30 protein-coding genes are annotated in these 25,572 nt (G+C 70.3%); 21 read left to right on the forward strand and 9 right to left on the reverse strand.

All coding sequences use genetic code 11. From position 1 onward, the window contains the following. Positions 1 to 50: 50 nt before the first annotated feature. On the forward strand, positions 51 to 824 hold the full coding sequence (locus tag ACYVPE_RS14125) for a hypothetical protein (protein WP_461033897.1): 774 nt from the start codon (positions 51 to 53) through the stop codon (positions 822 to 824). 338 nt (positions 825 to 1,162) lie between these two features. Here the strand turns inward: ACYVPE_RS14125 and ACYVPE_RS14130 are convergent, their stop codons facing one another. Beyond that, positions 1,163 to 1,288 (reverse strand): hypothetical protein, encoded by a 126-nt coding sequence (locus tag ACYVPE_RS14130; protein WP_461033898.1) that lies wholly within the window; start codon positions 1,286 to 1,288, stop codon positions 1,163 to 1,165. A 155-nt stretch (positions 1,289 to 1,443) separates the two neighbouring features. On the opposite strand from ACYVPE_RS14130, the gene ACYVPE_RS14135 reads away from it, so the two are divergent. From ACYVPE_RS14135 to ACYVPE_RS14150, 4 genes are all read left to right on the forward strand, one after another. Beyond that, positions 1,444 to 1,719 carry a hypothetical protein gene (locus tag ACYVPE_RS14135; protein WP_461033899.1) on the forward strand — a complete coding sequence of 92 codons (276 nt, stop codon included), beginning with the start codon at positions 1,444 to 1,446 and terminating at the stop codon, positions 1,717 to 1,719. A 147-nt stretch (positions 1,720 to 1,866) separates the two neighbouring features. Then, the gene (locus tag ACYVPE_RS14140) at positions 1,867 to 2,955 is read left to right on the forward strand and encodes a helix-turn-helix domain-containing protein (protein WP_461033900.1); all 1,089 of its coding nucleotides are present in this window, start codon (positions 1,867 to 1,869) and stop codon (positions 2,953 to 2,955) included. Positions 2,956 to 2,999: 44 nt separating this feature from the next. After that, on the forward strand, positions 3,000 to 3,197 hold the full coding sequence (locus ACYVPE_RS14145) for a hypothetical protein (RefSeq protein ID WP_461033901.1): 198 nt from the start codon (positions 3,000 to 3,002) through the stop codon (positions 3,195 to 3,197). Between the two features lie 363 nt (positions 3,198 to 3,560). After that, positions 3,561 to 4,244 (forward strand): hypothetical protein, encoded by a 684-nt coding sequence (locus ACYVPE_RS14150; RefSeq protein ID WP_461033902.1) that lies wholly within the window; start codon positions 3,561 to 3,563, stop codon positions 4,242 to 4,244. 14 nt (positions 4,245 to 4,258) lie between these two features. Here ACYVPE_RS14150 and ACYVPE_RS14155 read toward each other — a convergent pair whose 3' ends face one another. From ACYVPE_RS14155 to ACYVPE_RS14190, 8 genes are all read right to left on the reverse strand, one after another. Next, complete coding sequence (locus ACYVPE_RS14155) at positions 4,259 to 5,590, reverse strand: hypothetical protein (protein ID WP_461033903.1); 1,332 nt, start codon at positions 5,588 to 5,590, stop codon at positions 4,259 to 4,261. A 117-nt stretch (positions 5,591 to 5,707) separates the two neighbouring features. Further along, positions 5,708 to 6,466: a DnaB-like helicase C-terminal domain-containing protein gene (locus ACYVPE_RS14160; RefSeq protein WP_461033904.1), complete on the reverse strand. Its 759-nt coding sequence runs from the start codon at positions 6,464 to 6,466 to the stop codon at positions 5,708 to 5,710. A 202-nt stretch (positions 6,467 to 6,668) separates the two neighbouring features. Further along, positions 6,669 to 7,226 (reverse strand): hypothetical protein, encoded by a 558-nt coding sequence (locus ACYVPE_RS14165; protein ID WP_461033905.1) that lies wholly within the window; start codon positions 7,224 to 7,226, stop codon positions 6,669 to 6,671. A gap of 463 nt (positions 7,227 to 7,689) precedes the next feature. After that, positions 7,690 to 9,012, reverse strand: coding sequence for a cell wall protein (locus ACYVPE_RS14170; RefSeq protein WP_461033906.1), 1,323 nt, complete (start codon positions 9,010 to 9,012; stop codon positions 7,690 to 7,692). A 1,129-nt stretch (positions 9,013 to 10,141) separates the two neighbouring features. Further along, a complete protein-coding gene (locus tag ACYVPE_RS14175) occupies positions 10,142 to 10,792 on the reverse strand; it encodes a GIY-YIG nuclease family protein (protein ID WP_461033907.1) in 651 nt (216 codons plus the stop codon). A gap of 114 nt (positions 10,793 to 10,906) precedes the next feature. After that, on the reverse strand, positions 10,907 to 11,527 hold the full coding sequence (locus ACYVPE_RS14180) for a GNAT family N-acetyltransferase (protein ID WP_461033908.1): 621 nt from the start codon (positions 11,525 to 11,527) through the stop codon (positions 10,907 to 10,909). Further along, entirely contained in the window at positions 11,524 to 12,300 is a 777-nt protein-coding gene (locus tag ACYVPE_RS14185; RefSeq protein WP_461033909.1) for a GntR family transcriptional regulator, read from the reverse strand. Before ACYVPE_RS14185 ends, ACYVPE_RS14180 begins: the two co-directional genes overlap by 4 nt. Before the next feature lie 77 nt (positions 12,301 to 12,377). Beyond that, positions 12,378 to 12,611, reverse strand: coding sequence for a hypothetical protein (locus tag ACYVPE_RS14190; RefSeq protein WP_461033910.1), 234 nt, complete (start codon positions 12,609 to 12,611; stop codon positions 12,378 to 12,380). Positions 12,612 to 12,862: 251 nt separating this feature from the next. Here ACYVPE_RS14190 and ACYVPE_RS14195 point away from each other — a divergent pair, with 251 nt between their 5' ends. The 16 genes from ACYVPE_RS14195 (at position 12,863) to ACYVPE_RS14270 (ending at position 25,556) form a co-directional block, all read left to right on the forward strand. Then, positions 12,863 to 13,360: a hypothetical protein gene (locus ACYVPE_RS14195; protein ID WP_461033911.1), complete on the forward strand. Its 498-nt coding sequence runs from the start codon at positions 12,863 to 12,865 to the stop codon at positions 13,358 to 13,360. An 83-nt stretch (positions 13,361 to 13,443) separates the two neighbouring features. Then, positions 13,444 to 13,632, forward strand: coding sequence for a hypothetical protein (locus ACYVPE_RS14200; RefSeq protein ID WP_461033912.1), 189 nt, complete (start codon positions 13,444 to 13,446; stop codon positions 13,630 to 13,632). Between the two features lie 110 nt (positions 13,633 to 13,742). Beyond that, positions 13,743 to 14,066, forward strand: coding sequence for a hypothetical protein (locus tag ACYVPE_RS14205; RefSeq protein ID WP_461033913.1), 324 nt, complete (start codon positions 13,743 to 13,745; stop codon positions 14,064 to 14,066). 145 nt (positions 14,067 to 14,211) lie between these two features. Then, on the forward strand, positions 14,212 to 14,505 hold the full coding sequence (locus ACYVPE_RS14210) for a WhiB family transcriptional regulator (protein ID WP_461033983.1): 294 nt from the start codon (positions 14,212 to 14,214) through the stop codon (positions 14,503 to 14,505). Positions 14,506 to 14,833: 328 nt separating this feature from the next. Then, positions 14,834 to 15,235 (forward strand): hypothetical protein, encoded by a 402-nt coding sequence (locus ACYVPE_RS14215; protein WP_461033914.1) that lies wholly within the window; start codon positions 14,834 to 14,836, stop codon positions 15,233 to 15,235. Between the two features lie 4 nt (positions 15,236 to 15,239). Next, entirely contained in the window at positions 15,240 to 15,419 is a 180-nt protein-coding gene (locus tag ACYVPE_RS14220; protein ID WP_461033915.1) for a hypothetical protein, read from the forward strand. Between the two features lie 63 nt (positions 15,420 to 15,482). Then, complete coding sequence (locus ACYVPE_RS14225) at positions 15,483 to 15,680, forward strand: hypothetical protein (RefSeq protein ID WP_461033916.1); 198 nt, start codon at positions 15,483 to 15,485, stop codon at positions 15,678 to 15,680. Beyond that, on the forward strand, positions 15,677 to 15,991 hold the full coding sequence (locus ACYVPE_RS14230; protein WP_461033917.1) for a hypothetical protein: 315 nt from the start codon (positions 15,677 to 15,679) through the stop codon (positions 15,989 to 15,991). Before ACYVPE_RS14225 ends, ACYVPE_RS14230 begins: the two co-directional genes overlap by 4 nt. Positions 15,992 to 16,208: 217 nt before the next feature. Next, positions 16,209 to 16,463 carry a hypothetical protein gene (locus ACYVPE_RS14235; RefSeq protein ID WP_461033918.1) on the forward strand — a complete coding sequence of 85 codons (255 nt, stop codon included), beginning with the start codon at positions 16,209 to 16,211 and terminating at the stop codon, positions 16,461 to 16,463. Beyond that, positions 16,460 to 17,074, forward strand: a complete 615-nt coding sequence (locus tag ACYVPE_RS14240; protein WP_461033919.1) for a hypothetical protein — start codon at positions 16,460 to 16,462, stop codon at positions 17,072 to 17,074. Before ACYVPE_RS14235 ends, ACYVPE_RS14240 begins: the two co-directional genes overlap by 4 nt. Next, positions 17,071 to 18,975, forward strand: a complete 1,905-nt coding sequence (locus ACYVPE_RS14245; protein ID WP_461033920.1) for a DUF2637 domain-containing protein — start codon at positions 17,071 to 17,073, stop codon at positions 18,973 to 18,975. The genes ACYVPE_RS14240 and ACYVPE_RS14245 overlap by 4 nt, the downstream gene beginning before the upstream one ends. A 264-nt stretch (positions 18,976 to 19,239) precedes the next feature. After that, on the forward strand, positions 19,240 to 19,761 hold the full coding sequence (locus ACYVPE_RS14250; RefSeq protein WP_461033921.1) for a hypothetical protein: 522 nt from the start codon (positions 19,240 to 19,242) through the stop codon (positions 19,759 to 19,761). Further along, positions 19,761 to 19,985, forward strand: a complete 225-nt coding sequence (locus tag ACYVPE_RS14255; RefSeq protein ID WP_461033922.1) for a hypothetical protein — start codon at positions 19,761 to 19,763, stop codon at positions 19,983 to 19,985. The genes ACYVPE_RS14250 and ACYVPE_RS14255 overlap by 1 nt, the downstream gene beginning before the upstream one ends. 1,026 nt (positions 19,986 to 21,011) lie before the next feature. Then, entirely contained in the window at positions 21,012 to 22,547 is a 1,536-nt protein-coding gene (locus ACYVPE_RS14260) for a hypothetical protein (protein WP_461033923.1), read from the forward strand. Positions 22,548 to 22,555: 8 nt separating this feature from the next. Then, positions 22,556 to 22,975: a conjugal transfer protein TraB gene (locus tag ACYVPE_RS14265; RefSeq protein ID WP_461033924.1), complete on the forward strand. Its 420-nt coding sequence runs from the start codon at positions 22,556 to 22,558 to the stop codon at positions 22,973 to 22,975. A gap of 232 nt (positions 22,976 to 23,207) precedes the next feature. After that, positions 23,208 to 25,556 (forward strand): hypothetical protein, encoded by a 2,349-nt coding sequence (locus ACYVPE_RS14270; protein ID WP_461033925.1) that lies wholly within the window; start codon positions 23,208 to 23,210, stop codon positions 25,554 to 25,556. Positions 25,557 to 25,572: the final 16 nt, after the last annotated feature.

Consider the following 25,572-nt stretch of genomic DNA (forward strand, 5'->3'; position numbering starts at 1 on the left):
GACAGCGTCACGGTGCGCTCGAGAAGACATGGTGAGAGGGGAAGCTGCCGGTGCCCGAGTCCGACGTCGTTCTACCCGTCCCCGCACGGCTGTCGCCGGTACGCGACGACCATGCCTGGCACTTCCCGGACATCAGCGGCCACCGCGTGCATGTGCGGCTGCGGGTCTGGCCGACCAAGGAGGGCGGCCACCTGGTGGTCGCCACCGATTTGGGGCTCGGCGCCGGGCTGATCAACGCCGCCGAGAGCCTGGTCCGCGCCGCGCGGCACGAGTTCGGGGAGGACGTGACGGCCGTGCGGCACTTCCCTCCGCATTCGATGACCGCGTTCGAACGCGACACGTTCGACGTGCTGCTGCTCGATGACAAGGGAGTGGCCCGGCCCCGGCGGTGCACCGCCCAGGTCCTACGGCTCTTGGGCGCCAGCGTGGTCGGCTTCCCCGGCGACGCGCCGCCCGGCCCGACCGACGCTACCGCCCCGATCGTGCCGCCGCAGAGTGTCCACCTCGCTCGGCTGACGGCCGCCGCGCTGCGGCTTACCCAGAGCCGGGCGACCGAACGCCAGCCCAACGGCTACCCGACCCAGCGCGGCCCGGTCGCCGAGCCCGACCTCGACGCGATCAGCCAGCTACGCATCACCGCCCCCGTGCTGCAGCACCTCGCCCACTTCATCGCCACCTTCGTCGTCGACCACGATGGGACTGCGGCCGGCGCGAAACGCGAGAAGAAGCTGGAGCGGATCATCGACGCGCTCAACAAGCAGGCGTGGGCGCTGACCGAGTTGTGCGACGACCTCGTCGACGAGGAACGCGACCAGGCGACGTAGCCGAGCGCCTGGGGCCGGCGGCGGTTGGGTGCGCCGTGCTCAAGGGGATCGTCGCGCCAAACCGGCGACCTCTTGGCCTGGCTGGCGGGGCAGGGGCGCACACGGACGACGCTGCGAAACGCCCGCCGAGCAGGCTCATCTGCGTTGTGGGGACCTCTGGGGGCGCAGGAGCGGGTTCCGCGCGCCGAGGTAATCCCCGCATATTTGCCGCGTATGCGTGCATACCGACGGCCCCGCCAGCGTGATGATGGTCGGGCAGGCGGGTCGCGCGGAGCCGGGACCTGCGCTTTCCTCGGGTAACGACCACACACATCACAGATGCGTAACATCGAGAGGTTTCACCGCTGATCGGATTCGATCGAATCCCGACCATTCTTGCCGCGAATCGACAGGTCGACATGGCGGATCATGGCATTTTCGCGCCCGAACAGGCGAGCCTGCGTAATGCGCCCGGCGTTTCCCATTCAATGTGATGATTGCCTTCTATGGTGCTTCTGTGTCGCACAGTTGACCCGCTGCCGCTTCGGCAGGTACCAAACAGATACGAAAAGAGGCCCGGCGTGGAATGTCGAGCCCCACCGGACCTCTTTCACCTTTCCGTACGACCATGGAGCAATAGATGCCCCCTGATCACGCGCCGGACCAGCGCCATACCCAGCACTCGGCCCAGCGGCGGTTCGACCGTAGCATCCCGCGTTTTGAACGCGCCGAAACTCTCAACACCCATGCCTTCGGGGTCAACATGCAGCTGGGAACGCGCTTTCTCGCGCTGCTTGTCCTGCCCATCGTGCTTGTCTACGAGGTCGCACTCGTGCCCATGGTGGCCGGTTTGATCGCCGGCCCGGCCGCTGCCTGCCGCATCAGGCTGCGCTACCAGCGGATCCGCCCCGCCTGATACCGCAGGGGTGTCGGCCGGACATGCTCCGGCCGACACCCCGCGGCCCACCGGCACACCGCCCTACCCGCCTGGAATTTCCGCCAGGCCGGCCGTAAACAGCCCAGCACCGAGGCGAATTTCCCGGTGCCCCCCTCGAAGGCATTCATGAGCGACGACAGCGACGACCTGGTGTGCCACAACGCCGGCTGCACCAACGCCCTCCTCAAGAAGCCCGGTGCCGGACGCCCCAGGAAATGGTGCTCCGAACAATGCCGGCGTTCCGCCAACCGCACCCCTGCCTCCGAGCCCTCCGGCGACGCCGCCGCCCGACACACCGGGTACGTGGTCGAACTCGCCGAAGAACTCCGGGGACGGGCGGACGAACTCCTGCGCCTGGCTCGCGATCCCGCCCTGGCCGTCGATGTGCCGATGCGGTTCCTCGACCTCCTCGAGACGGTCCGCCGGGACCTGAACGACCTCCAGGCGGCGGCCATGCAGCAGGCCCGTGACCGCGGCGCCCGGGTCGTCGACCTCGCCGCGCGCCTCAGCGTCAGCGCGGACACCATCAGCCGCCTGTGGCCGGCCGACGTGATCGACCGCCGCATGGCCAAACGCCAAACTGTCGGCGAGTCCCACCCCATCGCCCCGGCCTCCGACCCGCCAGCCGCCGACAGCGTCCCGCCGCCGCGGCGCCCCCGAACCGGCACCGGCCCCTCCGAAGGCCCCGTCGCCACCCTCGCCCGCGCCCTCTCCCACCTCCAGCGCTCCAGTGGCCGCCGGCACCGGCGCCTCGGCTACGACGCCGGCGTCTCCCCCTCCTACATCTCCCGCGTGATGTCCGGCGAGCGCTGTCCCTCCTGGCCGGTCGCCCGCTCCATCACCCGCTCCTGCGGCGGCGACCCGGACGATATCCGACCCCTGTGGGAAGCCACCCGGGGCATCATCACCCCCACCCCCCACGGCTTCCACGCCGCCCTACGCGGCCTCTACCTCGCCGCCGCCCGCCCCGACGACCACACCCTCCGCCGCAGCACCCAAGGTCTGCTGACCAGCTCCGACATCACGCGCCTCCTCCACGGCGCAGGACCCCCCACCGACTGGCCCACCGTCGACCGCCTCGTCCACGCCCTCCACGGCGACCCGACGACCATCCGCCCCCTGTGGGAAGCCGCCCGCCACGCCGCACCCCGCTCGCACAGCGCCACCCGCCACGGGCCCGTCCCTCGAGGCCTGCCCGCAGCGGCCTTCGGCTGACCAGCCCCCTCGCCCCTGACCGCCCGCTGCCCACGGAGACCATCATGACCACCACCGTCACCGACCCGCCGGCCACCAGCCGCGCAGGCATCGCCACCGCCATCAACGACAGCATCGGCCGCCTCGTCCGACAGCGCGCCGGCATCTGGAGCACCGCAGCCCTCGACGAACTCACCCTGCTCTACCAGCGCTGGCACCACGCCGTGGACGGCACCGCCCCCGGCCACAGCTCGCGGGCGTGACGGGCCAACAGGCAGCGTCCATGGCTGCCGCCTGCGGGCGACTGGTGCAGGGGTCTGGTGCCGAAGTCACCATAAACAGACAATGACTCCGGGGCAGCGTTCTGTGAGGAAGCTGGGAGACAGTGCGTCGTCCCCAAGGGCGCGTGTCGAACCCTCACAACGCTGGTACTGGCCGTAGACCCGGCTTCGGTAAGAAGGAATAGTCGTTGCGTCCACCGAGGGGGAAACATGGCGGGTGAACAGCTTCCGGGGGTTCCCGGGCAAGGAGGTCGTCGTGCACTACCGTCAGGCAGTGGTTTTTCGCCTGTGCAGCGGGGCAAGAGGGAAACACACTTAGGCGCTCCGCCACCACCTCCTCTCCTGATGGCGCCGATCCATCAGCCCGGTGGCTTTCCTACCGATGCTTCCGCCCCCGACCGGCGACAATGCTGGGACATGCTCGGCCCGAGTGTGCAGAACAAGCTTCGGGAGATGGCTGGCACCGTGCTGGAATGGTGGGCCCGGTTGGAAGACGGCGATGATGGACGTCCCACCGCCTACGTCTTCGGGCCCAACGGCCTGTGCAAGGCCACTCCCACGACCCGGAATGGCAAGCCGGCATATCTGGTTGAACGTCTCAGGTTGGACGCAGGAGCGATACGGCAACAGTCCTTCAGCACAGCGGCACCCCCGATCCGGTCACGAGCCGTCTCCCGCATGTTCCGCCGCGCCCCGACCGCCGCCCCTCCGCGCACCGAATCCGTGCACCCGCTGAACCTGTCTGCTCACACCCTGGCCGTCCTCGGGAACTTCCCCGTCGAAGTACAGGACTTCCTCCAGCGCCCCTTCCTGCGGGACGACCGACGTGTTGTCGCGGACTTCTACTACGCAGAATCAGTCGAGTTCGCGAGCCAGCGCGTGTTCGCCCTCTTCTGTCTGTCCGCCGACCGGAACGTGACGCTGGCCACAGGAACCCGCATCCTGCCCCGAGGCAAGCCGCTGGACCGCGCGCAGTGGCAGATCGAGTGCTATCACTCCCTGGTCCGGACTCCACCCCGGCCGCGGTGAGCACTGCCCCGCACTCAGCGATATCGGTACAAGTGCTGGAGGCGCAAGGCATCCTTCTGCCAGTGGGCGCGGGCCGCGTTCGCCTCGAGTGGGACGTCTCGTCCCAGGCGGGTGGCCAGATCCCGGTACAGGTGAGGGGGGTTGGTGTCGGTGGAGGCGAGCAGCACGGCGAGCAGTGGTTCGTCGGGCGGGGTGTTCTGGTCGATGTGAAGCAGGACGGTGAGCTGGTCGTCTGGCCTCAGGTCGGGCAGGGCGGATCCGAGAGCACGTCGTAGCCGAGTCCAGGAGGTGGTCGTCCGTTCGCGGGCGGCCTTCTTCAGCGCTCCCGTCACGGCGGCGCTCATGCCGGCCAGCGCGTCGGACGACAGGGCGGGCGGGCCAGGGGGCGGCGACTTCTTCGCCTTGTTCTTCGGGGGCTGCTGGGTTCTGGTGGGCTCGCGCTTTCGCTGTGCGGGGGGCGGTGCGGCGTCCTTGCGGCGGGTGCGGGCCGCTCGCCGGGACTCCGCCCTTTCGCGGACTGACCGAGCGCGGGCGATCCACGACTCCGCCTCGCGGCGCTCCGCCGGGGTCACCCAGTGCCGGGCGGTGGAGAGGCAGGTGGCCAGGGCGGCGGCTTCGTTGACGGCCGTGCCCTGGTGGTGCGGTGAGCGGCGCTCGGCTTCGGCAGCCTGCCAGCCCTCGGCCTGGGCCTGGGGGCTGCGTGCGAGGGCGGCGAGCGCGGCCGCGCGGAGTTCAGCGAGGGCGCGGTCGGCGACCAGGCGGGTGAGCAGCGCCAGCGTCTCGGTGGTAGCGCCGGCGGCGCGTGCTTCCTCGAGGGCGGCGGCCAGCTCGGAGCGGATCCGCCGCTGGGTCCGGCGCGCGACCTCCAGGGCGCCGTCCGGGGTGGTCGTGCCGTCCCATCCGGGCAGCGTGGAGGCGGCGACGTCGCCGGCCTGCACGATGAGATCCTCGGCATCCCGCGCGGCCACGCACGTCGCGCACAGGCCGGACGCATCGGCCGCGCCGCAGTCCACGCAGGGCAGGGCCCGCTGCGCGGCGAGGTCGGCCTCGTAGGCGGCCCGCGCCGCGGCGCGGGCGGCTTCCCGCTGCGGGGCGGCCGCTTCCCATGCGGCCTCGTCCCTGGCGCGGGCGGCGGCGTCCTGCTCCCGGTTCTTGGCGGCCACGGCCAGCTGTTCGTGGGTGAACTCCCGCATCCGGCGCTCGACTTCGGCGCGCCGCTGGCCGGCGGTGAACTGGGGTGCGGGCATGGCGATGGCGACGTCGGCGGCGATGCCCAGGCGTAGCGAGCGCCGGTTGTCGCGGACGTCCTCGCACGGGCCGCAGGGGCCACCGGTGTCCAGTCGCATCCCGTCGTCGCATCGGGGCCCGCCGCAGGCCTGCGTCGTCGCTGTGGGCCTGGAGCAGGTTTGCCGGGACGTCGATCCCTAGAGCGGTCAAGGCGGTGGTGAGCTGGGCCTCATCGGTCATCGGTCGCTGTCCTCTGAGGTGATGAAGCGGCAGTAGGGGGCTTCGAGTAGCAGGTATGCGGTACGGCCGCTGGGGGCACCCTTGAGTGCCTGAACGGTGGTCTCTGGCTTCTCGGGGGTGTTCCTGTCCCAATAGGGGATCTGTCGGTGAAGCGAGACAACGGTGTCAGCGTTAGCGACGGCATCGGCGTGGATGTCGTTGAGGCCGGGGTGGCCGGTGGCGTGGGGCTCGGGGAACGCGACGACGAGGACGGCCGCGTTGTGCTCGACGGCGAAGCGCCGGAGGCTGCGCATGTGGCGGGCGATCGCATTGGGCGCGGAGGGCTCGCTGAAGCCCTGGATGGAGTCGATCACGATCAGCGCGGAGGGCTCGCCGCGGTCGGTCAGCTTCATGAGGCCGCGCTCGACGTCGACCAAGGCGCTGTTGTCATCGCGGCCCGCGCTGGCGAAGTTGAACGGGCCTCGGTCCATGTGTTCACCAAGCGCGTCGGCGTCCGAACGTCGTTCTGCTGGCAGGCCCTGGAGGATGTCCAGACCCAGGTGGGCGGCCAAGGCCTTCTCCTGAAGAGTGCGCAGGTCCCACTCCGACGATCCGAAGACGACCCCCCGGCCCGCCAAAGCGTTGTGGGTGGCGATGTTCAGAGCGAAGGTGGACTTGCCGACCGTGCTCACGGACGCGACGACCGAAACAGCGCCGGAGCGGAGCCCGAGCAGAGGTGTGACCTGCGGCCAGGGGGTGGTCCAGGTAATGCTCATCAGAAGTCGCCCTCCGTGGTGACGATGCGGAAGAAGAGGCCCTCGTCCTGCGTGCTCACGGGTCTTTCCCCATCCCGAGATGACGGTGTGATGCCGGCAACGCCGGTGTCGTCGGCATGGGGAAACGGGCCCCGCCCGAGCGCTGAACACTGAGCCCAGCCTGACGCTCCCAGGCGACCTGCCACCCGGGAGCCTCCGTGTTTCAAACGACGGCCTCGAGGGTGACGCGTTGAGGCGCAGGAGGCGTCGGTGCGCATACCTTGCAAAGCCGGTACTTCGTCCCGCCTCTGGGGCCAGTGCGTTCTTCCATCCATTTCACCAAATCGTCGGGCGAGAGGATGTTGAAACTTGAGACGATGCCGCTTCGGCTGTTGTGGTGCGTGTACGAGAACAGCAGCTCCTTGAACAGGGCGTCTTCTGATACCTCGGGGCTACGCGGTTCCCACAGTCCTCCGGGACATGCCACCGTCTGGCAGGTCACGCGGTGAATGGCTGTTGTGCCGACCGCATACGGGTAACCGGCCTGGTCGGCGAGGCGCCTCTTGTCTTCCAGCCCCTGCACCCGTAGTTCTTCGAGCTCCGGGATCTTGGCGAGACAGTGCTCGCAGTCTCCCCGGCATCCCTCAGCATCTTCTCTCCGGACATCATCCCCACGCGGGTCATGGCGAGCGGCCAGCAGGGAAGCGCCTTCAGCGATGACAGCACGCGCTTGGGCGGCCGTAGCTTTCCCTGCGATGACTGTGTCCAGCAGCTCCAGCACAGCCGGGACTTCCACGGAGGCCCCCCAGCCGTCCTGAGCCCGTCGGGGCCTGGGCCAGTCTCTGCCCCAGGCCCACAGAGTCTCAGGCAACGTCTGGCCCGCGAACTGCAGGTCGAATTCGTCCCTCACCACCCTTCCCCCGAACTGTGGTGCAGGTTGCCCGTTAGGAAGAAGGTATTGAACGTCGACCAGCTCGTATTGCGGACGTCCCGCGCTGGCGACTCCCTCGTCGGTGCTGGTGTCCTTTTCCGATTCCGCTCGTACCGGCGGGTGCGGGTGACGCCGAACAGGTTTACGCATCTTCCTGCGCTTCTTCGGCACGATCTTCCCTTCGGCGAGCACAGTGGGAACTCAACGGCTCGCTATTATCGCTGACTTACCCGGCTGAGATGGGCGATTCGAACGAATAGCCCACCCCGCTGGCGGCCTCAGGAACGGTTCCTACCAGGAGCTGGGTATCCCGTCATCGCACGTGCGGAGAAGCTGCTAGGCCTTGAGCCCAGGCGGTCATCCGCCAGCCGTAGAGGTCGAAGGTGTCGTCCTCGCCGTGCTCCTCCAGGTGGTCCAGGAGCTTCCAGGGCGCGTAGCGGGCGGCGGCCCGGGCCTGACGGCGGTCTTCGTCCGTGCGCGCGGCCGCGGCCCGCATAGTCGCGGCAGCGGCTTCGAGCTGCGCCATCACCTGGGCCGCCTGGCGCTGCGCGAGGTAGGCCTGCCACGCCGGGCTGTCCTCCGGAGACACGGCGGCGGCGCGCGCCGCCCGGGTGGTAGTCCGGTCCTTCAATTGGGCGGTGATGTACGCGGCCGGCCTCGAGGGGCGCCAGTCGAGGTACCAGGCGTGAAGTTCGGCGACGATTTCCTGCACGCCCATGCCCTCGTCGATGAGCGGTCGCAGGGCGAACGCCAACCGCCGCAGCCGCTCGGTCTGGGTCCAGGCCACCAGCGGCCGCACGCGCCGGGCGATCGCGATGTCCATGGCCACCTGGAGCGGGCTGCGGCGCCGCCGGGCCGCCTTGCTGCTGGTCTTGGTGGGGGAGGTCGATGTGGATGAACGGCTCGCGCGCTCGCGCGAGGTGTCCTTCAACCCACCACCTACCTCAACTTTCTGTCCTACGGGGTACTGACCACGAGAATGGGGCGCACGGCCCGCCGAACTGCCGCCCGGCCGGCGGTTCTTCACCGCCCCATCCGCAGCGTTGCCGGCAGCAGCGGCGGCTTGCCGCGCGGCGGCGACAGCCCGTGCCCGGCCGGCCTCGGTCACACCGACGACCCGCGCCTCGTAGCCGCCCCCGGACAACCGGTGCCCCATCGCCGCGTCGAACACCGGAGGGATCACCGCACCGTAGATCGTGGCCGTCGCCGTGTAACGCCGCCCCGGCAAGTGGAGGTTCGCCTTCGACCCGTGCCGGACCCACGCCAGCGCCCCCAGCTCCCGCAGCACCGCGACATGCCGCTTCACCGTCGCCACCGACACCCCCAACCGCGCCGCCGTCCCCTCGAGGTCGTACAACACCGTGCCCAGCGTGTAGTCCATCCGCCGCGCCAGGTCCTGAGCCACTTTCAGCGTCCGCTCGCCCGCCTGCGGATGCAGCCCCGCCCCGACCAACCACGACACCGAGCGCAGCCACACCCGCGGCTGCGCCTGCCGCGATGCCGTTGCCTTCACCTCCTGCGCGGCCCCGCGCACCAGCCGCACGTCCAAGACGTCGACCGCAAGCGTCTTCCCCGCCAGCACCTGGTCGTCGACGGACGCCGGAGTGGGCGGAACGATGCCTGCCGCGGCGCTCATCGGATCGTCCCCACGAGCTCTTGGCGGCCGCCGCGGGACACGACGAACGGCCGGGCGGTGTGGCGCCGGCCGCGGGGGCCGGCGTGGGCGGAGAAGGTCTTCACACCCACCCAAGGACCCGGCGAAGCGCCTTTGTGACCGGCCGGCGCCGGCAACATGACCAGACGGGCCACACGGCGAGCGGAACGACACGGACCACCCGAACGGGTGGCACGACAGGCCGCGAGACAGAGATTCCCCTTCATACCCGTGACAGGGATCTCCGAGGCGCCGATTGTGACGCCCTGGGCAGCCGAACCGCCGATGACGAGGGACGAAGGCGAGGAACTCACCGCAATAGAGGTCTCAACGGACCCTGCGGTGTGACGCCCCAGAGCGGGAAATCGTGTGACGTCTGCCACCCAGCTGGCACGCCTGGGCTGACAGACGGCATGGAGGTAGTGCAAAATGAGGACAGCTCCTCTCCATGAGAGGGCGTGCGAAAGGCCCTCCTGGTGGGGGTTGGTTCTGGTGAACCGGTACTTCGCTCAGATCCACCCGGGTGGTGCTGGGAGATCGGAGCCTTCGCCGGGGTTGGTAAGACCCCAGGCGGTGGAACGCGAAGGCCGCAGGATCCGCAGGTGGTTGGTAGCCACCACGCGGGCGCGGCCGGCGATCTACGTCATCCTCAACCCCTCGGAGCAGAGGTCTGTCCGCTGCCAGATCCGGCGCGGAAGCACGAGGAGGCACCCGACCGGAGCGACGCGCGAGTCGCTACCACGGCGGGTGCCGGTGTGTGTCTGTCGGTTGGCAGGGGTACCCTGCATCATGTCGACATCCTCCGCTGAGAGATAGAGGGTGTTCGGCGCGGCCTCGGACCCCCGGCAAAGACGGTCCTTGGCCACCGGGCCCCAGCCACTGGCTGCGGGCCCGTTTACATATGGATCAAGACTTGTGGGCGACACCCTATCTCGGCTGCGCGCCCCATGGGGCAGCCGGGGCAAACGTGTCGTACCGTCAGTGAGGTTCTGGCAGGCCATCAGCCGATCCCACCATCGGCCGCGTTCTCCACTCGTTCGGAGGACTCCGGCTTGATCGATGCCAATGCAATCGGTCAACTCGACCAAGCCGACGCACGCTCGCTGCTCCGTCACGAGCCGCCCTCCCCCACAGCGTTGTCCGGGCCGAGCGAGGCGATGGTGTCGAGATACGGGGCATCGATGGCCCACTCGGTGCTGTGACGGGGGTGTGTTGCTCGGACTCGCGCGTAGGTCGCTGGCGAGTCATCATACTTTCCGCAAAGGCAGTAATTTTCGCACCATACGCCGTTGAATGGCACCTCGCCGCCACAAGGATGTGGCGGCTCGAAGAAATGACTCCCGGCTTGGTGGCCACACGCGCAGCGGCCAGGCTCTGGTTCTGCGGGGTACCCCCAATGCGGCTTAGCTTGGTCATATTTTGGCCAGGAGCGAGGCTGGTCGATTCCCCCATTCTTAAGCCCGCACCCCCGGTGGTTCAGGACGTCTTCGCCGAGAGCGACCGCAGCCTCAATGGTTGACACAGGGTCAATTTCGCCAAAGTCGAACCATTCACCGTGAGTCCGCAGGGAACGGAAGTGCCGATGTAAGGCTGACTCCAAGGACGAACCCCCAGAGAAGGAGCCTAGAATCACGAGAGGAAGAGGAGACATCCGTTGGATTGCTTTCAGGCGCTCCGGGAGATTGCTTGACCTGCCGATCTTCACCACTCGCGAACCAGGGGCGCCGATCACATAGACCTGTTGTCGTGGCTGGTCGGTCATCGTTGGTCTCCTCGGTTCAGACAGCGTCGATGTGACACGGTGCTTGGCGCTAGGGGATTAGATACATTGGCCACATGTCTATGGGTTAGGGAAGTTAAGACGGCGCGGAGTCCGTCAGGAACAGTTGGTGCGCCCCCAGTCCTCAACTGGGTTCCCGTTTGCATCGGACCGCGGGTACTGCACGTCGTGCAGCGTCGGACCGCGGAACGCCTGAATGGTAGAGCGCCGCTGGAAAAGAGCCCCCGACCGTCGATGCGGTAGCTCCACAGTACGCACGTGTGCGAAACCCTCACGGTGGTAGTAGGCGTGAAGGGCCTTGTTTGTTCGCCAGGCGTCCAGCCGTACCCACGAGTGACGAGCACGTTCAGCGCGAAGCGAGGCCCAATCGAGGAGCGCAGAGCCAATTTCGTGGCCGCGCATATCGGGACGCACGATGGCGCGGTGAACGTAGAGGGCGTCACTCGGGGTGTCGCTAGCGACCCAAAATTCAGGATCAGCGACCTGGTCAACGGTAATTGTCGCTACTGGCGGGTCAGGGTCGAAAACGTAATTCCGGACGACGACAAAGGCGGTGGCGGCCGCTATATCGGTGCGGATCTTATTCAAGTCCGGAGGGTATTGCCATTGGTCGCTGCCGTGACTTCGGAGCCATTCCGATGCCTGACTCCAGAGATCTGCGATGGCTGGGGCGTCGGCCTCTCCAGCGGGGCGAACCGCGAACCAACCGCGTGTCATGACGATCCCCACTGCTGCTGACGCGCGCGCTCGTAGATGATGACGTGCCGGTCGCCTGGGAGAACGTTGATCGTGACCTGAACGGGACGGCCTCCTTCGGCGTAGGTCGTTGCGATGTGCTCGGCGACTGGAGTCCCTGGGCCCAGCAAGAGCCTGGTTGCCTCGTCTGGTGTCGGCATCCTGATGCTGATCTCGTCGAGGGCCTGCACGATTTCGTGCCCCAACTCGGCCAACACTTGGTTGGTCCCTCGTGCTACGTCGCCCGGGTTCATCCACTCCGTGCCCTGCACTATGCGCAGTGGCACGTGCGAGTCCTGGATGTTGTACGGCTCGCCGTCGAGGGTCCGAGTTCTGCGCCGAACGGCCACATGCTCACCGTCGGCGACTTGGAGGCGGTCCCGGATCTCGGTCGACGGGGCAACGATCACCACCTCAATGGTCTGGGCGGCCTCGCGGTCATCGCCTTCGTCCGCTACGCGCTGGCGAAAAATGTCGAGGTCTGGGGCGGGCGCTCGGAACTCTTTTTGAGGCCTGTAGATCATGGGCTCCCGCCGTCGCACGAAGTACCCGCGTGGGCGGTCCGAGACGATCAGCCCTTCGTTGACCAGTACGCGCAACCCCTGAACCGCAGTGGTGCGCGAGGTCTCCCACGCTTTGGAGATCTCGGCTTCGGTCGGCAGTCTCGAGCCCGGCCCCAGCTTCCCGGCGACGATGTCGGCGCGGAGCTGGTCCGCGATGCGCTGGTAGAGGGCGCGCTTCCCAGTGTTCGACATGGGATCTTGTCTACCTCCCAGAGGTTGAGTAGTCAATGTAGGCAAGCTCTTGACTCTCGATGTCAAGGGATGCCAAGCTACGTGGCGTAGCTCATTGAGTAGTCAATGTAGCCCATAGGAGAGCCATGTCCCCCGCTTCCCCTCACCAGTTCCTCGCCGAGCACGGCGACCCCACCAGCTGGTCCGTCGCTGACTTCGACACTCATCAGCACTTGGTTCAGACCGAGGGCATCACCGTTGACCAGGTCCTCGCTGAGAACCACGTCGTCGACGGTTCGGTCGCCGCCTGATCCCGGCTCGCCCGCGGTCACCAGCGCTCCTGGGTGCTGGTGACCGCGAGGGAGCCGGGCCGGAAGGCCCGACACCCGCAACTTCATAGCTGGCTGCGATCAGCCCCCCGGCTTCTCGCCGGTGCCGCGGTGACGAAAGACGTAAATCCCAAGGCCCGCAGTGCAGCACCCCTCTCGTGAACCGCATCCGCGTTTCCGACCCGGCACGGCCCCGATCACACGGGCCCGTGACAGGTCGAAAGCGCAGACCAGCAGACCAGTGAAGGGGCACCATGCGTAGCAACGGAAAGCCGGCCATCAAGGTCAGCGAGATGCGGTTGGGCGACGTCGACGTCCTCCCCGAGGGCCAGTTCTGGTTCGCATGCCAGGAACCCGGCTGCGGCGCCTGGCACGTCTGTAAGCGGAATCTGCTCCTGGCCCACGGCCGCACCAACGGCAAGGGTCGCTGCCCCGGCAGCTGGCAGCGGATCGAGCCCGACATCACCCCGGAGCAGTGGATTCGCCGCCGGGACAACCTGATCGACCCGAACACCCGGCGCAGCACCACGGTCCACAAGAAGACCAACCCGAAGACGCCGGCCGTCATGCAGATGAAGGTCGCCACGTATGCCCAGCTCCAGGGTGCTCGCCGGGTCCACCGCCTCTACGGCTGCAGGCGTTGCGAGTCGGGCCAGCCCTGTGAGACCGGCCGCTACCTCCACGACCGCATCCAGCAGCTCGTGCAGCGCGAGGCTCAGCGGCTGACCAAGGCGTCGCCCACCCGCGCCTGACCCACACCATCCCGCGCCGCCGACCGAGCTACGCCGGGCGGCGGCGCGGCGTGTTTGCCTCTACTCGCCTGAAGGAGTTCCTCGTGCAGATCACCGGCGTTATCGAACGGATCCTCATCCGTGCCGCAGCGCACCCCGAGCACCAGGTCCACAGCCACAACGGCCCTGCCCTGATGGCGATGGCGGAGGCCGGCCTCCTCGAGCGCGGCGCGCTCACCAAGAAGGGTCTCGCGGCTGCCGAGGACATCGCGGCCATCCGGGCCGCGAGCTGACGCCTGCGTTCCCCGTCGCCACCGCCCACCGCCGAATCCAGGCGGTGGGCGGTGGCGTGCGGAGAGCCGCAGGAACACCCGTTCCCGGCCACCCCCGATGGGAGAAGACCATGCCGAGCTTTCGCAGCATCCACCGTGCCCTCAGCGCCACTGCGACCGCGATGAAGCAGGACACCACCCTCGACCCCAGTGGCGCGGCCCGCCAGGTCATCCTGGGCGACCGCGACGCCGTCCACGACGACAGCCAGAGCCCGAGGATGGCGCTCCTCGATGAGGTCGAGTCCGCCATCGAGTGCCGTGACGCCGACAACAACGACTACGACCCCGGCAACGGCATCCAGGACATCCCCCGCGGTGACGCGATCCGGGCCGCCAAGGAAGAGGCCGCGCGGTTCCGGAGCATCGCCAACCGGCAGCGCCAGCGCGGCTGGTGACACTGCCTGTCACCCGTACCCCGTGCCGTCATGGTCGCCGACACCCCCCTCGCCCTCACTGGCCGGCGGCGGGGTGTCGGCGGCCACGGCAGTTCGAGCCGCGAGCTGACCGCAACCCACCGATGAGGAGCCTGAGTTGACCACGATCCGCGACATCACCACTGGCGCCGCTGATTGGCGATTCGGCGCGGCCTGCGCCGACGAGGACCCCGAGCTGTTCTTCCCCGACAGCCAGAACGCGACGAGGGCCCGCCGCCAGACCAACAAGGCCAAGAAGGTCTGCGGCCGCTGCCCGGTGATGGAGATTTGCCTCCAGTGGGCCCTGGAGACGCGCCAGGAATCCGGGGTGTGGGGCGGGCTGAGCGAGGAGGAGCGGTACGCGTTGAAGCGTCGTACCGCCCGGCCGCGGCAGGAGGCCCAATTGCGGTCGGCGGCGTGAACCCATGCCCTTCGCCACGAGCGGCGGGCTCTGCAGTTCCGTGGCCTTACGCCGAGCGTTCGTGGTCTTCGGCAGCCCGCCCTTGGGGTGCCGGACGACGAGTTCGCCCGCCGCCGGGGAATCGCCACCTCGTAGCGAGCACCGCAGCATCCTGCGCTGCCTGTCACCACCGTCCACCCCCGGGAACCTCCCCGGCCCGGTGGGCGGTGGCGTGCAGGGGGCCGGCAGGACCCCACCCCGCACAACGATGCGGCCCCGCAGCGTGGACAAGACGTTACGGGGCCGCTGGCGAATCCACCCACCTCAACTCCCCGAGGAAGTGAACGCGTTGGGCACGATCATGCCCCACATCACCGCTGTCCTGGAACCCGGACGGTCCTTACTGCCTCTGCCGACCGGCACCGGCTGCACGTGCTCGCAGACCCGCGGAGAGGCCTGCGGCGTCCACGGCAGCCTCCCGAAGAGCCCCAACCGCCCCACCCCGCCGACGGGCCTCGCACCCGCCATCGTGCTGCTCGGGCTCGCCGTCGACGCCGCGCTCGCCGACGAGATCCGCCGCATCGGTGACGAGGACAACCGCCGCGGCTATGAGCGCGACGAGACCGACACCGAGGACCTGGTCCCGGCCGGCCCGACGATGGGCTGCGGCGCCTGCAACGGGTGGGGCACGATCGTCGATCACGGGTCCGGCGAGCTGAAGAAGTGCGGCGTCTGTAACGGCAACGGGTGAGCCAGTGAGCGACACCGCGACGCCCCAGCCCGAGCAGCAGACCGTGTCCTGTCACCACTGCACCGGGATGGGCGAGATTCGGATGACCGCGGTCATCACCAGCCCGGGTGACGGCCAGACCTACCACGGCCTGACCAGCTCCCAGTGCGGCCTGTGCGGCGGCACCGGCCAGCGCACGTTGTGACCCGAGTGGGGCTCGAGCAACCGCTCGGGCCCCACGCCTTCTCCCACGGACCCCAGTAGCCGCGTGACCGACCCACCCGACATAGCCGCCCGCCGGGCAGTCGCCGCCGCGTACCGCACCATCACCCGTCGCTCGCTGCGCAGCGGGGACACGGCGGCCGCCCTGGTGGTGGCTGATCAGGCGACCAACGCCGCGTACGACCGCGGCCACCGCGTCGCCGACATCCACCCACCTCTCCACCGATTCGAAGGAGTTCGATGAAGAAGCACCGAAGCAACCACATCCTCGCCGCCGGCGCCGCGTTGGCCGGCGTCGGGATGGCCTGGCTGATGTACGAGGGGCTGCGCGAGTACGACGTCCCGTTCGTCCTCGCGTTCTGCATCGCCGTCGTGATGGGCCTGGACACGCTGAACAGCGTCTTCAACATCGCGACCAGGGCGCGAACGATCACCCATCGCTGCACGGAGCCCGACTGCACCTTTCGGGTCAGCGTGACCGCCGTGGACGCCGCGGAGTCCCGCCGTTGGCAGGAGATCGCCGCCGCGCACCCCCACCGCTACCGGGCTTTCTGACGTCCCGGCGCCCGGTGTCGCCCCTGGAATCCGCCCTCGGCCTGGCCGCGCGGCGCATTCCGGGGGCGGCCACGGCCGCCCGGCCGAACCCCCGCACGCACGAGAAGAGGCCCCGGGCGAGGGGCCTCTCGTGCGACCGCTGTAGAGGAGCGAATCGCATGTTCAACGGTAGCAAGACCAGGCGGGTCGGTGGCGAGTTATGAGGCCTTTCTCCCGCATGACCAAGATCTATGTCCCCCACCGTCTGTGGCGGCCGGCCGGCTACGCGCCGGACCGCTCGCTGCTGGCGACCACCATCGCGCTGACCACCACCGGCCTCGCGCTGCTGGACCTGCTGCTCAACGGCCTGGCCACCACCGCGCTGCACGCCGTCTTCGTCTTGGTCGTGTTCACCGCCGCCCGGCTGATCGCAGGTCTGTCCCTCACTCCCCGCTCGCCGAGCCCCGACGACACCCCGGAGGCCACGCCATGATCAAGCTGATCCGTACCGCGACCCTGAGCCGCCTCCGGCGAGACCTCAACGGGAACAGGCGAGACGTCTTCTTCGAGTGCGAGAGGGCGGAGTGCCTGCGCGAGGAACTGGCTGTGGCCCAGGAGGCGCTCGCCGAGTCCCAGCAGCTGGTCGCCACCTACAGCGGCCTCGCCGAGCGGTGGCACGAGCGGCTGCTGGCCAAGGGCGCCGCGGCCGACGCCGAGTTCGCGGGCATGCTCGCGGTCATCAAGCAGGTGACCGGCGAGCGTGACGAGGCCCGCGAGCAGCTGCACGACGCCCAGCGGGCCCTCGCCGGCCGCGACCAGGAGCTCGAGGAACTGGGCCTGCTGCGGGCGGCCGCCCGCCAGGAGGGCCTGGTCCTGCTCCTGGAGTGGGGCCGGCTGCACAGCATCCACCGCAGCGTGGAGGCGGCCAAGGCATGCGCGGAGAAGCACGGCGCCTCGCCCTTCGGGTGGGGCCGTGAGTGGACCGCGCCCAACCCGGACCGCGCGCCGGCCTCCGAGGTCTGGTGGCGCTGGATCCAGTACGTGAGCCGGCTGGATCTCCCGGCCGGCCAGAAGGAGCCGACTGGAAAGGAGACGACCCCGTGAACATCACTGTCAACTCGGTGCTGGAGCAGTTGTCCACGCTGCCTGCGTGGGTGATGCCGGTGCTCGCGACGGTCGGGCTGGGCCTGGCCGTCGCGCTGGTTTTGTGGATGCGTAACACTGCCCGGTCGTGGGTGTCGGGCATCGGCCCGCAGGCCATCGTCGCGTTGGGCGGCGTCGCGGTCAGCGTGTACGGGCTGTGGGGCTTCGCGATCGACACCGCGAAGCTCCCCGCCGTCCTGGCGATCGCGTTCATCGCGGTGTTCGACGCAGCCGAGATGGTGCTGCTGATGATGCTCTACCGCGCGGCCGACCCGGCCAAGGGGTGGACGCCGCAGCTGCGGTTGATGCACCGCACCGCCTGGATGCTCGTCAGCTTCTCCTGCTCGATGAACGCGGTGCACGCGCCGAACTGGTGGAGCAGGCCGGTGCTGGCCGCGATCCCCGCCCTGGCGACGTGGCTGATCGAGCTCCAGCTGCGCGAGAAGCTCGGGCAGCACGTCGCGGCCGACGACGAACAGCGCGTGGGGCGGCCCGGCCCGGTACGGCTCGTGGTCGTGGTCTGGCAGCACTTCTGGGCCCGGCTGTTCGCCGCCTTCGGGTTCGACGCCCGTGCGCAGGGCTCGGAGGTCGCCCGCGCGGCGATGGCCCGCCGGGCCGCTCACCGCGTCTACCGGCTGCGCCTGATCCTCCCGCCGGGCAACCCGGAGCCGACCGGTTGGTGGGACCGCCGCAAGCTGCGCCGGGCCCAGGCCGCGCTGGACCGGGCCGACATCGCGACCGATCCGGCTCAGGGCCTGGCGTTCGCCCGCCGGATGGCTGGCCTCACCGGCACGGTCAACGTGGCGGCCGCGAACTACCAGGACGCGCCGGCGGTCATGACGCTGCTGGAGTCCCTGAGCGTCACGGCGGCCGCCGACCGGATCACCGCGCAGAGCGGCGCGATGGAAGCCGAGGCCGCGCGGCAGCGCGCGGAAGACGCGCGACAGCGCGCGGAGACCGCTCGGCAGCGCGCGGTAGAGGAAACCGACGCCGCGCGGACCGTGCTCGGGGAGCTGGAAACCCAGCGCGTTCAGGCCGAAGAGACCGCCGCCGACGCCACCCGCCGCGCGGAGAACGCGCGGCAGGAAGCGGAGCGCGCGGAGACCGCTCGGGACCGCGCTGAGGCCGCGCGGCAGCGCGCGGAGGACGACGCGACCACCGCCGACCGCCGCGCGCGGCAACTCGCCGACGAGGCCGACCTCTCCAAGGAACGCCTCGAGCGCACCACCCAGGAACTGCACCGCCTGGAGGACCAGACCACCACCGCGCGGCAGGGCCAGCACGGCACCCAGGACCAGCTCGCCACGCTGCGCCGGCAGCTGGGGGACCTGAAGGACCAGCATGACAAGGCCGACCAGGCCGCCCGCCAGGCGGCCCAGCAGGCGCGGGACACCCGCGCCGCGGTGGACGCGGTTCGGCAGGAGCTGGCTGGTCTCCACACGGCTCGTGACCAGGCCCTCACGGCGCAGGCCGACGCGCGCGAGGCCGCCCGCCGGGCCCAGATCGAAGCCCAGGGCGCCGCGGAGCGGGCCGCCGCGCAGCAGCGTCAGGCCCGCGAGATCAGCGGGTTGCTGGAGCGGCTGCGGGGCGAGTTGGCCGACCAGGTCGGCGACGGCCCCGTCCCGGTGCCGGGTCGGCGGTTGTTCGAATCGGACGCCAAGCAGGCCGGCTGGGAGCACTACCGCGCGGAGGTGAGCGCCAACCGCGCGGAGCCGAGCGCAGCCGAGCTTGCCGAGCAGTTCGGCGTCGTCGCGGGCAACGCCCGCAACTGGCTGCGCGACTTCAGGGCCGCCCGCGCCCGCGAGCTCGCTCAGCCAGTCGCGCGGCACGAGTCGGTCAACGGCACCCCGATCTCGGTCTGACGCGCACCCACCGCGCACCCACCGCGCGGCATCGAGCGGCATCGAGCGGATCCGCGCGCATCCCGAGCAGCACCGCGCGCTCGCCGAGCGGTCAGCTCATCACCGCACTGTCCGGGCACTCATGGTGACCGCCAGCCCCTTCGTCCTCAGCTCGAGGACGGCGGGTCTGGCGGTGGCCACGGCCGCCCGGCCGACCGGCACAACCCCCCACCCCACCACCCGCCGGGCGGCCGCCGCCGCCCGGCGGAAGACAAGGAGCAGCACGTGAACGACGAGCACGCACCCGCGAAAGTCGACTACAGCCGCCTGCTGAACCTGAAGTCGATGAACAACTGGACGCTGGAGGTGCAGCAGACGGCCAGCGACGACGGGAAGACCTTCGAGGGCGCCCTGGCCAGCGTCCAGACCCACCTGCGCTCGCAGCACATCGAGGGCGATAATTCCAGGTCAGCCAAGCGCCGGGCCCGAAAGGTGGAGAAGCACCTGCGGCGGATGGCCAAGGCCGCCCAGGCGATCTCCCAGTCCGCCGAGGCGCTGCGCACCACCTACGCCGACCACGTCGCCGAGGTCGCTGCCCTGCCGGGACAGCGACAGGAGAAGGCGGCCCGGCGGGCGCAGCGCCGCGGCGCTGCCGCCGAGATCACCGCCCGTTCCCTGCGCACCACGGCGGCCCGGGCCACGCCGCGTGAGCAGGAGACCGGCTCGGAGTCCGACGGCCAGGTGCCGCCGGCCACCGAGCCGCTCCGCTCGGTCAACGAGCTGTTCGACCGCGCGCGGGGGGCCTGATGGCGCAGCTCCCGACCCCGGCGCAGCTGCGGGCAGAACGTCGGCGGCAGCACTGGGCGAAGCGGCAGGCGGAGCAGGCCGCGCTCGGTCCGCGGGGGGTGGCTGCCTCCTGGTGGGACCGGGCGCGGATGCTCGCCGCGGAGGAAGAACGCAAGGGCAATCCGGAGGCGTGGGACACCTTGTGTCACTTCCTGGAGAACTACTGCCAGCAGTACGGACAGTAATCGTCATCACCATCATCATCGCCGGCCGGCGCTCGCTGACGGGGCCCCTATGCGGGCGCCCGGGCGCGTGGGCGCGCGGGCGCGCGGGCGCGCGAGGATGCCCGATCCGGTGACGTTCTGTCAACTCGCAAAGGAGGGCTGGGAGGGCCCATGGATGACGACAACGCCAGGGATGACAGCACCAGGAACGTGATCAATCTGCGGCCCCGGGCGGCCTCTCCCCCGGGACTGCCGCCCCTGCCAGGGGGCGCCCCGCCGCCGCCCGCCGCCCCGCCTCCGGACCCGACCGGGGACGGGGCGGACCTGCTTCCGGCCCGCTCCCGGCGGTCGGCCGCGGACGCGTTGGCGGCGCTCCAGCCGGCGCCCCCGGCGCTGCCGGGCCAGGCCCCGGCGGGCCAGTCCGGCGGGGCCGGCGACGGTGGTGAGGAGCCCGGCCTGGGCGCGCTCGCGACGTCGGCGGTCCTGGCCACCACGCTGGCCGCGACGCGCGGGATCGCCACGCTCGTGGAGGACACCCGTAAGCGCCGAGCTGAGCGTGCCGAAGAGGACGCGCCGGCCCGCCAGGCCCGCCGCAAGGAGCAGCTGGCCGCCGAGGAGGCGCACGCGCGGCACGCCGCGGCGATGCAGGGCATCGCCAACCAGGCCGCGCAGCAGCGCAGTCGGGCGGCCGCAGCCGGCGCTGGGCCGGGGTCCCGGCCGCAGGGCCCGCAACGGCCCGGCGGCGGCACCTCAGGCCGTGGCGGGGCGCCCGGCGCACCCAACTCGCCGCGGTCCCCAAGGAACACGTCGCCAGCGGCACCGACATCGCCCCGGGCACCGGGGAACCGGTCCGGCATCACGCCGGCGGCACCCTCGCGGTCCTCCAACAGCTCGGGCGCGTCGCCCAGGCCGTCGTCATCCTCCGGGTCGGTGTCCGGCGGCGGGGGCCGGGGCGGCCAGGTCGCGCCCGGTCCAGGGCGCGGGAAGACCTCGAGCGGGGGCACGTTCGGCGGGGGGAGTGGTGGGGGCGGAAGGGCGAGCGACCCGGTGGCGCTGGAGCGGGTCAAGAACCGCGCGGCCCGCCAGGCCGCGCGAGACCAGCGTGCCGCGCGCCGGCAGGAAGCGCGGATTGACCGGTCCCGGCCGGACCGCAAGAGCCCCGACACGAACAGCCCGAAGAACACGGGCACAAGCGGGGGCACGAGCGGAGCCGGCCCGGGGCGCACCACCCTGCCCCAGGCCATCGCCGAAGAGTCCGGTCGCCGGCTGACGGACCGCCGCACGAAGCTCCAGCCCGTCCTCGGCAAGACTCAACCGGCCGGTGGTAGCGCTGGGGCGGCGGGTCCGAAGGTGGACCTGTCCAAGCCTGCGAAGCCGGCGGCCGGGACGAACGGCACTGCCGGCCCTGGCGGGTCGGGACAACCCACCCGTCCGAAGGTCGACTTGTCCAAGCCCGCGAGGCCGGCGGCCGGGAAGACGAGCGCGGCCGCCGGCGGCGCGGCTGGGACGACCGGTCCGAAGGTGGACCTGTCCAAGCCCGTGAAGCCGGCGGCCGGAACGAACGGCACTGCCGGCCCTGGCGGGTCGGGACAACCCACCCGTCCGAAGGTCGACTTGTCCAAGCCTGCGAGGCCGGCGGCCGGGAAGACGAGCGCGGCCGCCGGCGGCGCGGCTGGGACGACCGGTCCGAAGGTGGACCTGTCCAAGCCCGTGAAGCCGGCGGCCGGAACGAACGGCGGCGCGAAGGACGCCTCCGCGACGACGTCACCCGGGGACGGAAGCCAGCCCGGCGATGCAGTCGGAGCAGGCCAGGCCCCGCCGTCCGGCCAAGGCGCCCAGGGCCAGCCCGGCGCTGACGGCCCGAAGGGCAGCGCCGGCTGGGAGTTCTGGCGGCCCCCTCCACGCGGCCAGCGGCGTAGCGCCGAGGAGTCGATGAAATCGGCCACCGGCCAGGAGACCGTGATCACCGTGGAGCGGGCGGACAACGTCGGCGACCAGGCCCCGGCCCCGTGGGAGCCCGCCGCCATCACCACCGGGACCAGCACGCTGCCGGCGGCCGCACAGGCGCAGCCCCCCAGCGACACCAGCACCAGCACCAGCACCAGCGCGAAGAAGGAGGCGCCGATGAACACACCGGCGGTAACAACCTCGACAGGCAGGCTGGCCGTGGCCACCCCGATGTCGTCCGGCATGCACGCCGAGCACGCCACCGAGGTCACCATCGACGACGTCCTGGAGTTCCTCGAGGAAGTGACCAAGGAGTCCTTCGAGGCACACGACGAATGCGTCGTCCTCGCCCGCAAGGCGAGGGACCTGCGCTACGAGCTGGACGACCTGGCGGCGATCCTGGCCGCGAAGCACAACATCATCGGGGACCTGACCAGCATGGCCATGGCCAAGCTGGCGGAGTCCATGGAGGTCGTCGCACGCAAAGCCGACGAAATGCAGGTCGAATCCCTCATCGCCGCCGAGACCGCCGAGACCGCGAGCACCGCCATGGCCGACGAGCACAAGCCGATCCAGCAGGCGACCGCCGACGCCGGACTGCGCACCCCCAGCGCCCGCATCCACAACGAGGGCTAGGAGCAGCCATGTCCAACGAGATCGTTCCGCGCCCCACCTACCTGCCCGACGTCCCGGACGGCGAGGGCCTGGGCTTCCTCGTCTTGGCCGCCCGGGTGACCGCACTGACCGCGCGGGCCCTGCTGCTGAAGGAAAAGCTCTGGGCCCTGCAGAGGCACATGGCCCGCAACGCGGACAAGGCCCACACCACCTCAGAGATGTGCGATGCCGCCGAGGTCAAGCCCGAACAGACCGCGCTGATCCTGGAAACCTCCACAGCGCTACGCAAAGTCGCGGACGCCTCCGGAGAGGTGGCGAACGCGGCGGACGACATGCAGACCGACGCCCAAGCGTTCGGTGACGCGCACGAGACGGAATACCGGGGCGTCTACGAAGCCGTGCAGGTCGCCGGCGGGCAGGCCAAACCCGGCTTCTACGAGGTCAGGTAACCACACCCGCGAAGACGAGAGGGCCCGGGCGACAGCCGCCCGGGCCCTCTCACCTTCCCCCGCTTCTGACACGCGGCCACACCGCCCCTCGACGCCCGCGCTTGGGCTTCGAGGGGCGGTGTGGCCGCGTGTCAGCCCGAAGACGTAACCGGCCGCCGAAGCGCCCCTCCGGCGCGCCTCGGCACCACACGACGCGGCCCACCCCTGGGGGCCAGTGAGGGAGAGACCGACGATGACGACCGAGATCACGACGAACGAGCCCCCGGTGCTGGTGGAACGCGGGCTGTCGCCGGCCGCCGCCCGCCGCCTGACGAAGCTGGAGCGGCTGATGTACACGGCCGGCGGCGCGCTGGGAGCGGTCGGCCCCCAGCTGGACATCGTGCCCCTGAACATCGGCGCGATGACCGTCGGGGTCGGCGCGGTGGCCTACCTGTGGAACCGCACCGACAACAGCCCCAACCTGCTGGTCTCCTGCCAGCGCGCGCTGCCACTGCTGACCTGGTCCGCCACCTACACGGCGAGCATGGCCGTCCCGGGGAGCTCCTGGTGGGAGTTCGCCGCCCCGGCGGCCTGGACGGCCCTCAACTGGCTGGCGGTACCGCTGACGCGTTCACGTGGCCTGCGCCGCGCGGTGGACAACCTCCCCCAGCGGATCACCACCCAGGACCAAACCCCCGCCACGCACGGCGCTTCGGCGGCCGGCCCGGCAGGGACCGGGAACCCGTACGCCGACGGGCTGGCGCGGATGTGGGCCGCCTCCCCAGCGACCGGCGACACCAGCCTCGTGGGCATCAGCCAGTACGCCCTGGAGCGGCCCGACTTCGAGGCGATGATCCTCGCCCCCGCCGGACAACCGCTGCCCCGCACCCTGGACCCGGCACCGCCCTACACCGCGGCCCGCCGCACGATCGCCGCGGTCTTCGACGTCCCCGAAGGGGCCGTGACGCTCAAGCCCGTCCCCGGCTACGGCCCCGGCCGCCTCGCCATGCGCGTCGCCCCCTCCCTGGCTGCCGAGCAGGCCCCGCAGGCCGCCGGCGCCGGCGGCCTGGAAGAACTGTGGGCTACCTACGTGTTCGCGCCCGACGGCGCCGCGCCCGGCGTCACCCTGGTCGACTACCGCTTCGAGGACGACGACCACGGCCGCCCGCACCGGATCACGATGCGGATCGCTGCCCGGCAGAGCAAGAAGCTGCGCATCGACCCCGACGCCCTGTGCAGCGCCCTGGACCTCCAGGACACCTCCCGGCTGGTCATCGAGGGCGCCGGCCCTCGAGAGGCGGTCGCCTACGTCTACCGCACCAACCCGCTGTTGGACGTCCGCCCGCCCACGACGGAGGACCTGACGATGGACGCCTCCGGTCGGGTCGCCATCGGCATCGCCCACGACGGGAAGCCCGCGCGCATCGCGTTCTTCAACCCGCAGACTGGCCGCGCCCAACACGGTCTCACCGCCGGCACCACCGGCGCCGGCAAGTCCGGGCTGATGCGCATCCTCGGCGCCGCGCAGCGCATCTCGGGGATCATCTCCTGGATGGCCGACGTCCAGGGCGGCATGTCGATGCCCGAGATGGACGGCCGCATCGACTGGTTCGCCCGCGGCCCCGAAGAGACGATGGAGCAGCTGCGCACCCTGCACCGGGTGAAGGTCTACCGCGAGGCTCACAGCAACGCCCAGGGCCGCGGCGACTTCGACATCAACGGCCCCTGGCGTCTGATCATGTGGACCGGCGACGAAGTCAACCGGCTGCTCTCCTCGCTGGACCAGGAGATGCGCAAGGAAGCCGCGTGGATGATCGGCGACCTGCAGAAGACCGGGCAGAAGGTCGGCATCGGCATCGACCTGGCCCTGCAGTCCTTGCACCTCAAGGAACTTGGCGACAACCACGAGATCCGCGAGAAGGGCAAGGAAGGCCACGTCCTGTTGATGCGCACCGCGTCCTCCTCCACACAGAACATGGGCCTGGACGGCATCCTCCCGCCCGGCCAGCACGTCACGCTCATCCCCGAGCGGATCTACGAAGGCGCCAGCGCCGAGGCCATCTTCGAGGGGAACGAGGAGGAAGGCGTGCCGACCTTCGGCATGGCCAACCTGATCACCGAGGGCAAGGTGATCCTGATGCGCACCTTCGTCATGAACAAGGTCGATGGCCGCTACCCCGAGCTCGAGCAGCTGATGGACTCCCGCCCGATGCCGGCCCTCACCGACGGAGAAGCAGCGGCGGCCGGACCTGCCTACACCTCCCGCCACCTCGCGGCCACGCCGGGCACCACCCCGGCCCGCCCGGCGGCCGACGCGATGGAAGCCCAGGCGCCGGCCGAGGCGGCGGCCACGCCGGCCACGGAGCAGGAGTCGTTCCTGCCGCCGCCACCCGCGTTCGGGAAGAAGCCGACGCTCAAGGACCGCGTCCTCAAAACACTGAAGGACCACCCCGACGGGCTCGCCCGCCGGGAGATCCGCAAGGCCGTGGGCTGCGGCACCGACGACGGCCCCGCCGCAGGCAGCGTCAACAACACGATCGACCAGCTCACCGAGGAAGGCACGATCGTCGCCTGCGGCGGCTCCGTGTACCGCCTCCCCTGACCCGCCTACCCACCAC

The sequence above is a fragment of the Streptomyces mayteni genome (genome assembly GCF_054783955.1).

Excerpts from the sequence above, each read along its gene's own strand:
- ACYVPE_RS14270 (WP_461033925.1), top strand. The coding sequence starts at position 23,208 with ATGACGACCGAGATCACGACGAACGAGCCCCCGGTGCTGGTGGAACGC.
- ACYVPE_RS14140 (WP_461033900.1), top strand. The coding sequence starts at position 1,867 with ATGAGCGACGACAGCGACGACCTGGTGTGCCACAACGCCGGCTGCACC.
- ACYVPE_RS14160 (WP_461033904.1), bottom strand. The coding sequence starts at position 6,466 with ATGAGCATTACCTGGACCACCCCCTGGCCGCAGGTCACACCTCTGCTC.
- ACYVPE_RS14135 (WP_461033899.1), top strand. The coding sequence starts at position 1,444 with ATGCCCCCTGATCACGCGCCGGACCAGCGCCATACCCAGCACTCGGCC.
- ACYVPE_RS14145 (WP_461033901.1), top strand. The coding sequence starts at position 3,000 with ATGACCACCACCGTCACCGACCCGCCGGCCACCAGCCGCGCAGGCATC.
- ACYVPE_RS14230 (WP_461033917.1), top strand. The coding sequence starts at position 15,677 with ATGAAGAAGCACCGAAGCAACCACATCCTCGCCGCCGGCGCCGCGTTG.
- ACYVPE_RS14155 (WP_461033903.1), bottom strand. The coding sequence starts at position 5,590 with ATGCGACTGGACACCGGTGGCCCCTGCGGCCCGTGCGAGGACGTCCGC.
- ACYVPE_RS14130 (WP_461033898.1), bottom strand. The coding sequence starts at position 1,288 with ATGGGAAACGCCGGGCGCATTACGCAGGCTCGCCTGTTCGGGCGCGAA.
- ACYVPE_RS14150 (WP_461033902.1), top strand. The coding sequence starts at position 3,561 with ATGGCGCCGATCCATCAGCCCGGTGGCTTTCCTACCGATGCTTCCGCC.
- ACYVPE_RS14175 (WP_461033907.1), bottom strand. The coding sequence starts at position 10,792 with ATGACCGACCAGCCACGACAACAGGTCTATGTGATCGGCGCCCCTGGT.
- ACYVPE_RS14185 (WP_461033909.1), bottom strand. The coding sequence starts at position 12,300 with ATGTCGAACACTGGGAAGCGCGCCCTCTACCAGCGCATCGCGGACCAG.
- ACYVPE_RS14240 (WP_461033919.1), top strand. The coding sequence starts at position 16,460 with ATGATCAAGCTGATCCGTACCGCGACCCTGAGCCGCCTCCGGCGAGAC.
- ACYVPE_RS14265 (WP_461033924.1), top strand. The coding sequence starts at position 22,556 with ATGTCCAACGAGATCGTTCCGCGCCCCACCTACCTGCCCGACGTCCCG.
- ACYVPE_RS14255 (WP_461033922.1), top strand. The coding sequence starts at position 19,761 with ATGGCGCAGCTCCCGACCCCGGCGCAGCTGCGGGCAGAACGTCGGCGG.
- ACYVPE_RS14235 (WP_461033918.1), top strand. The coding sequence starts at position 16,209 with ATGACCAAGATCTATGTCCCCCACCGTCTGTGGCGGCCGGCCGGCTAC.
- ACYVPE_RS14205 (WP_461033913.1), top strand. The coding sequence starts at position 13,743 with ATGCCGAGCTTTCGCAGCATCCACCGTGCCCTCAGCGCCACTGCGACC.
- ACYVPE_RS14195 (WP_461033911.1), top strand. The coding sequence starts at position 12,863 with ATGCGTAGCAACGGAAAGCCGGCCATCAAGGTCAGCGAGATGCGGTTG.
- ACYVPE_RS14180 (WP_461033908.1), bottom strand. The coding sequence starts at position 11,527 with ATGACACGCGGTTGGTTCGCGGTTCGCCCCGCTGGAGAGGCCGACGCC.
- ACYVPE_RS14170 (WP_461033906.1), bottom strand. The coding sequence starts at position 9,012 with ATGAGCGCCGCGGCAGGCATCGTTCCGCCCACTCCGGCGTCCGTCGAC.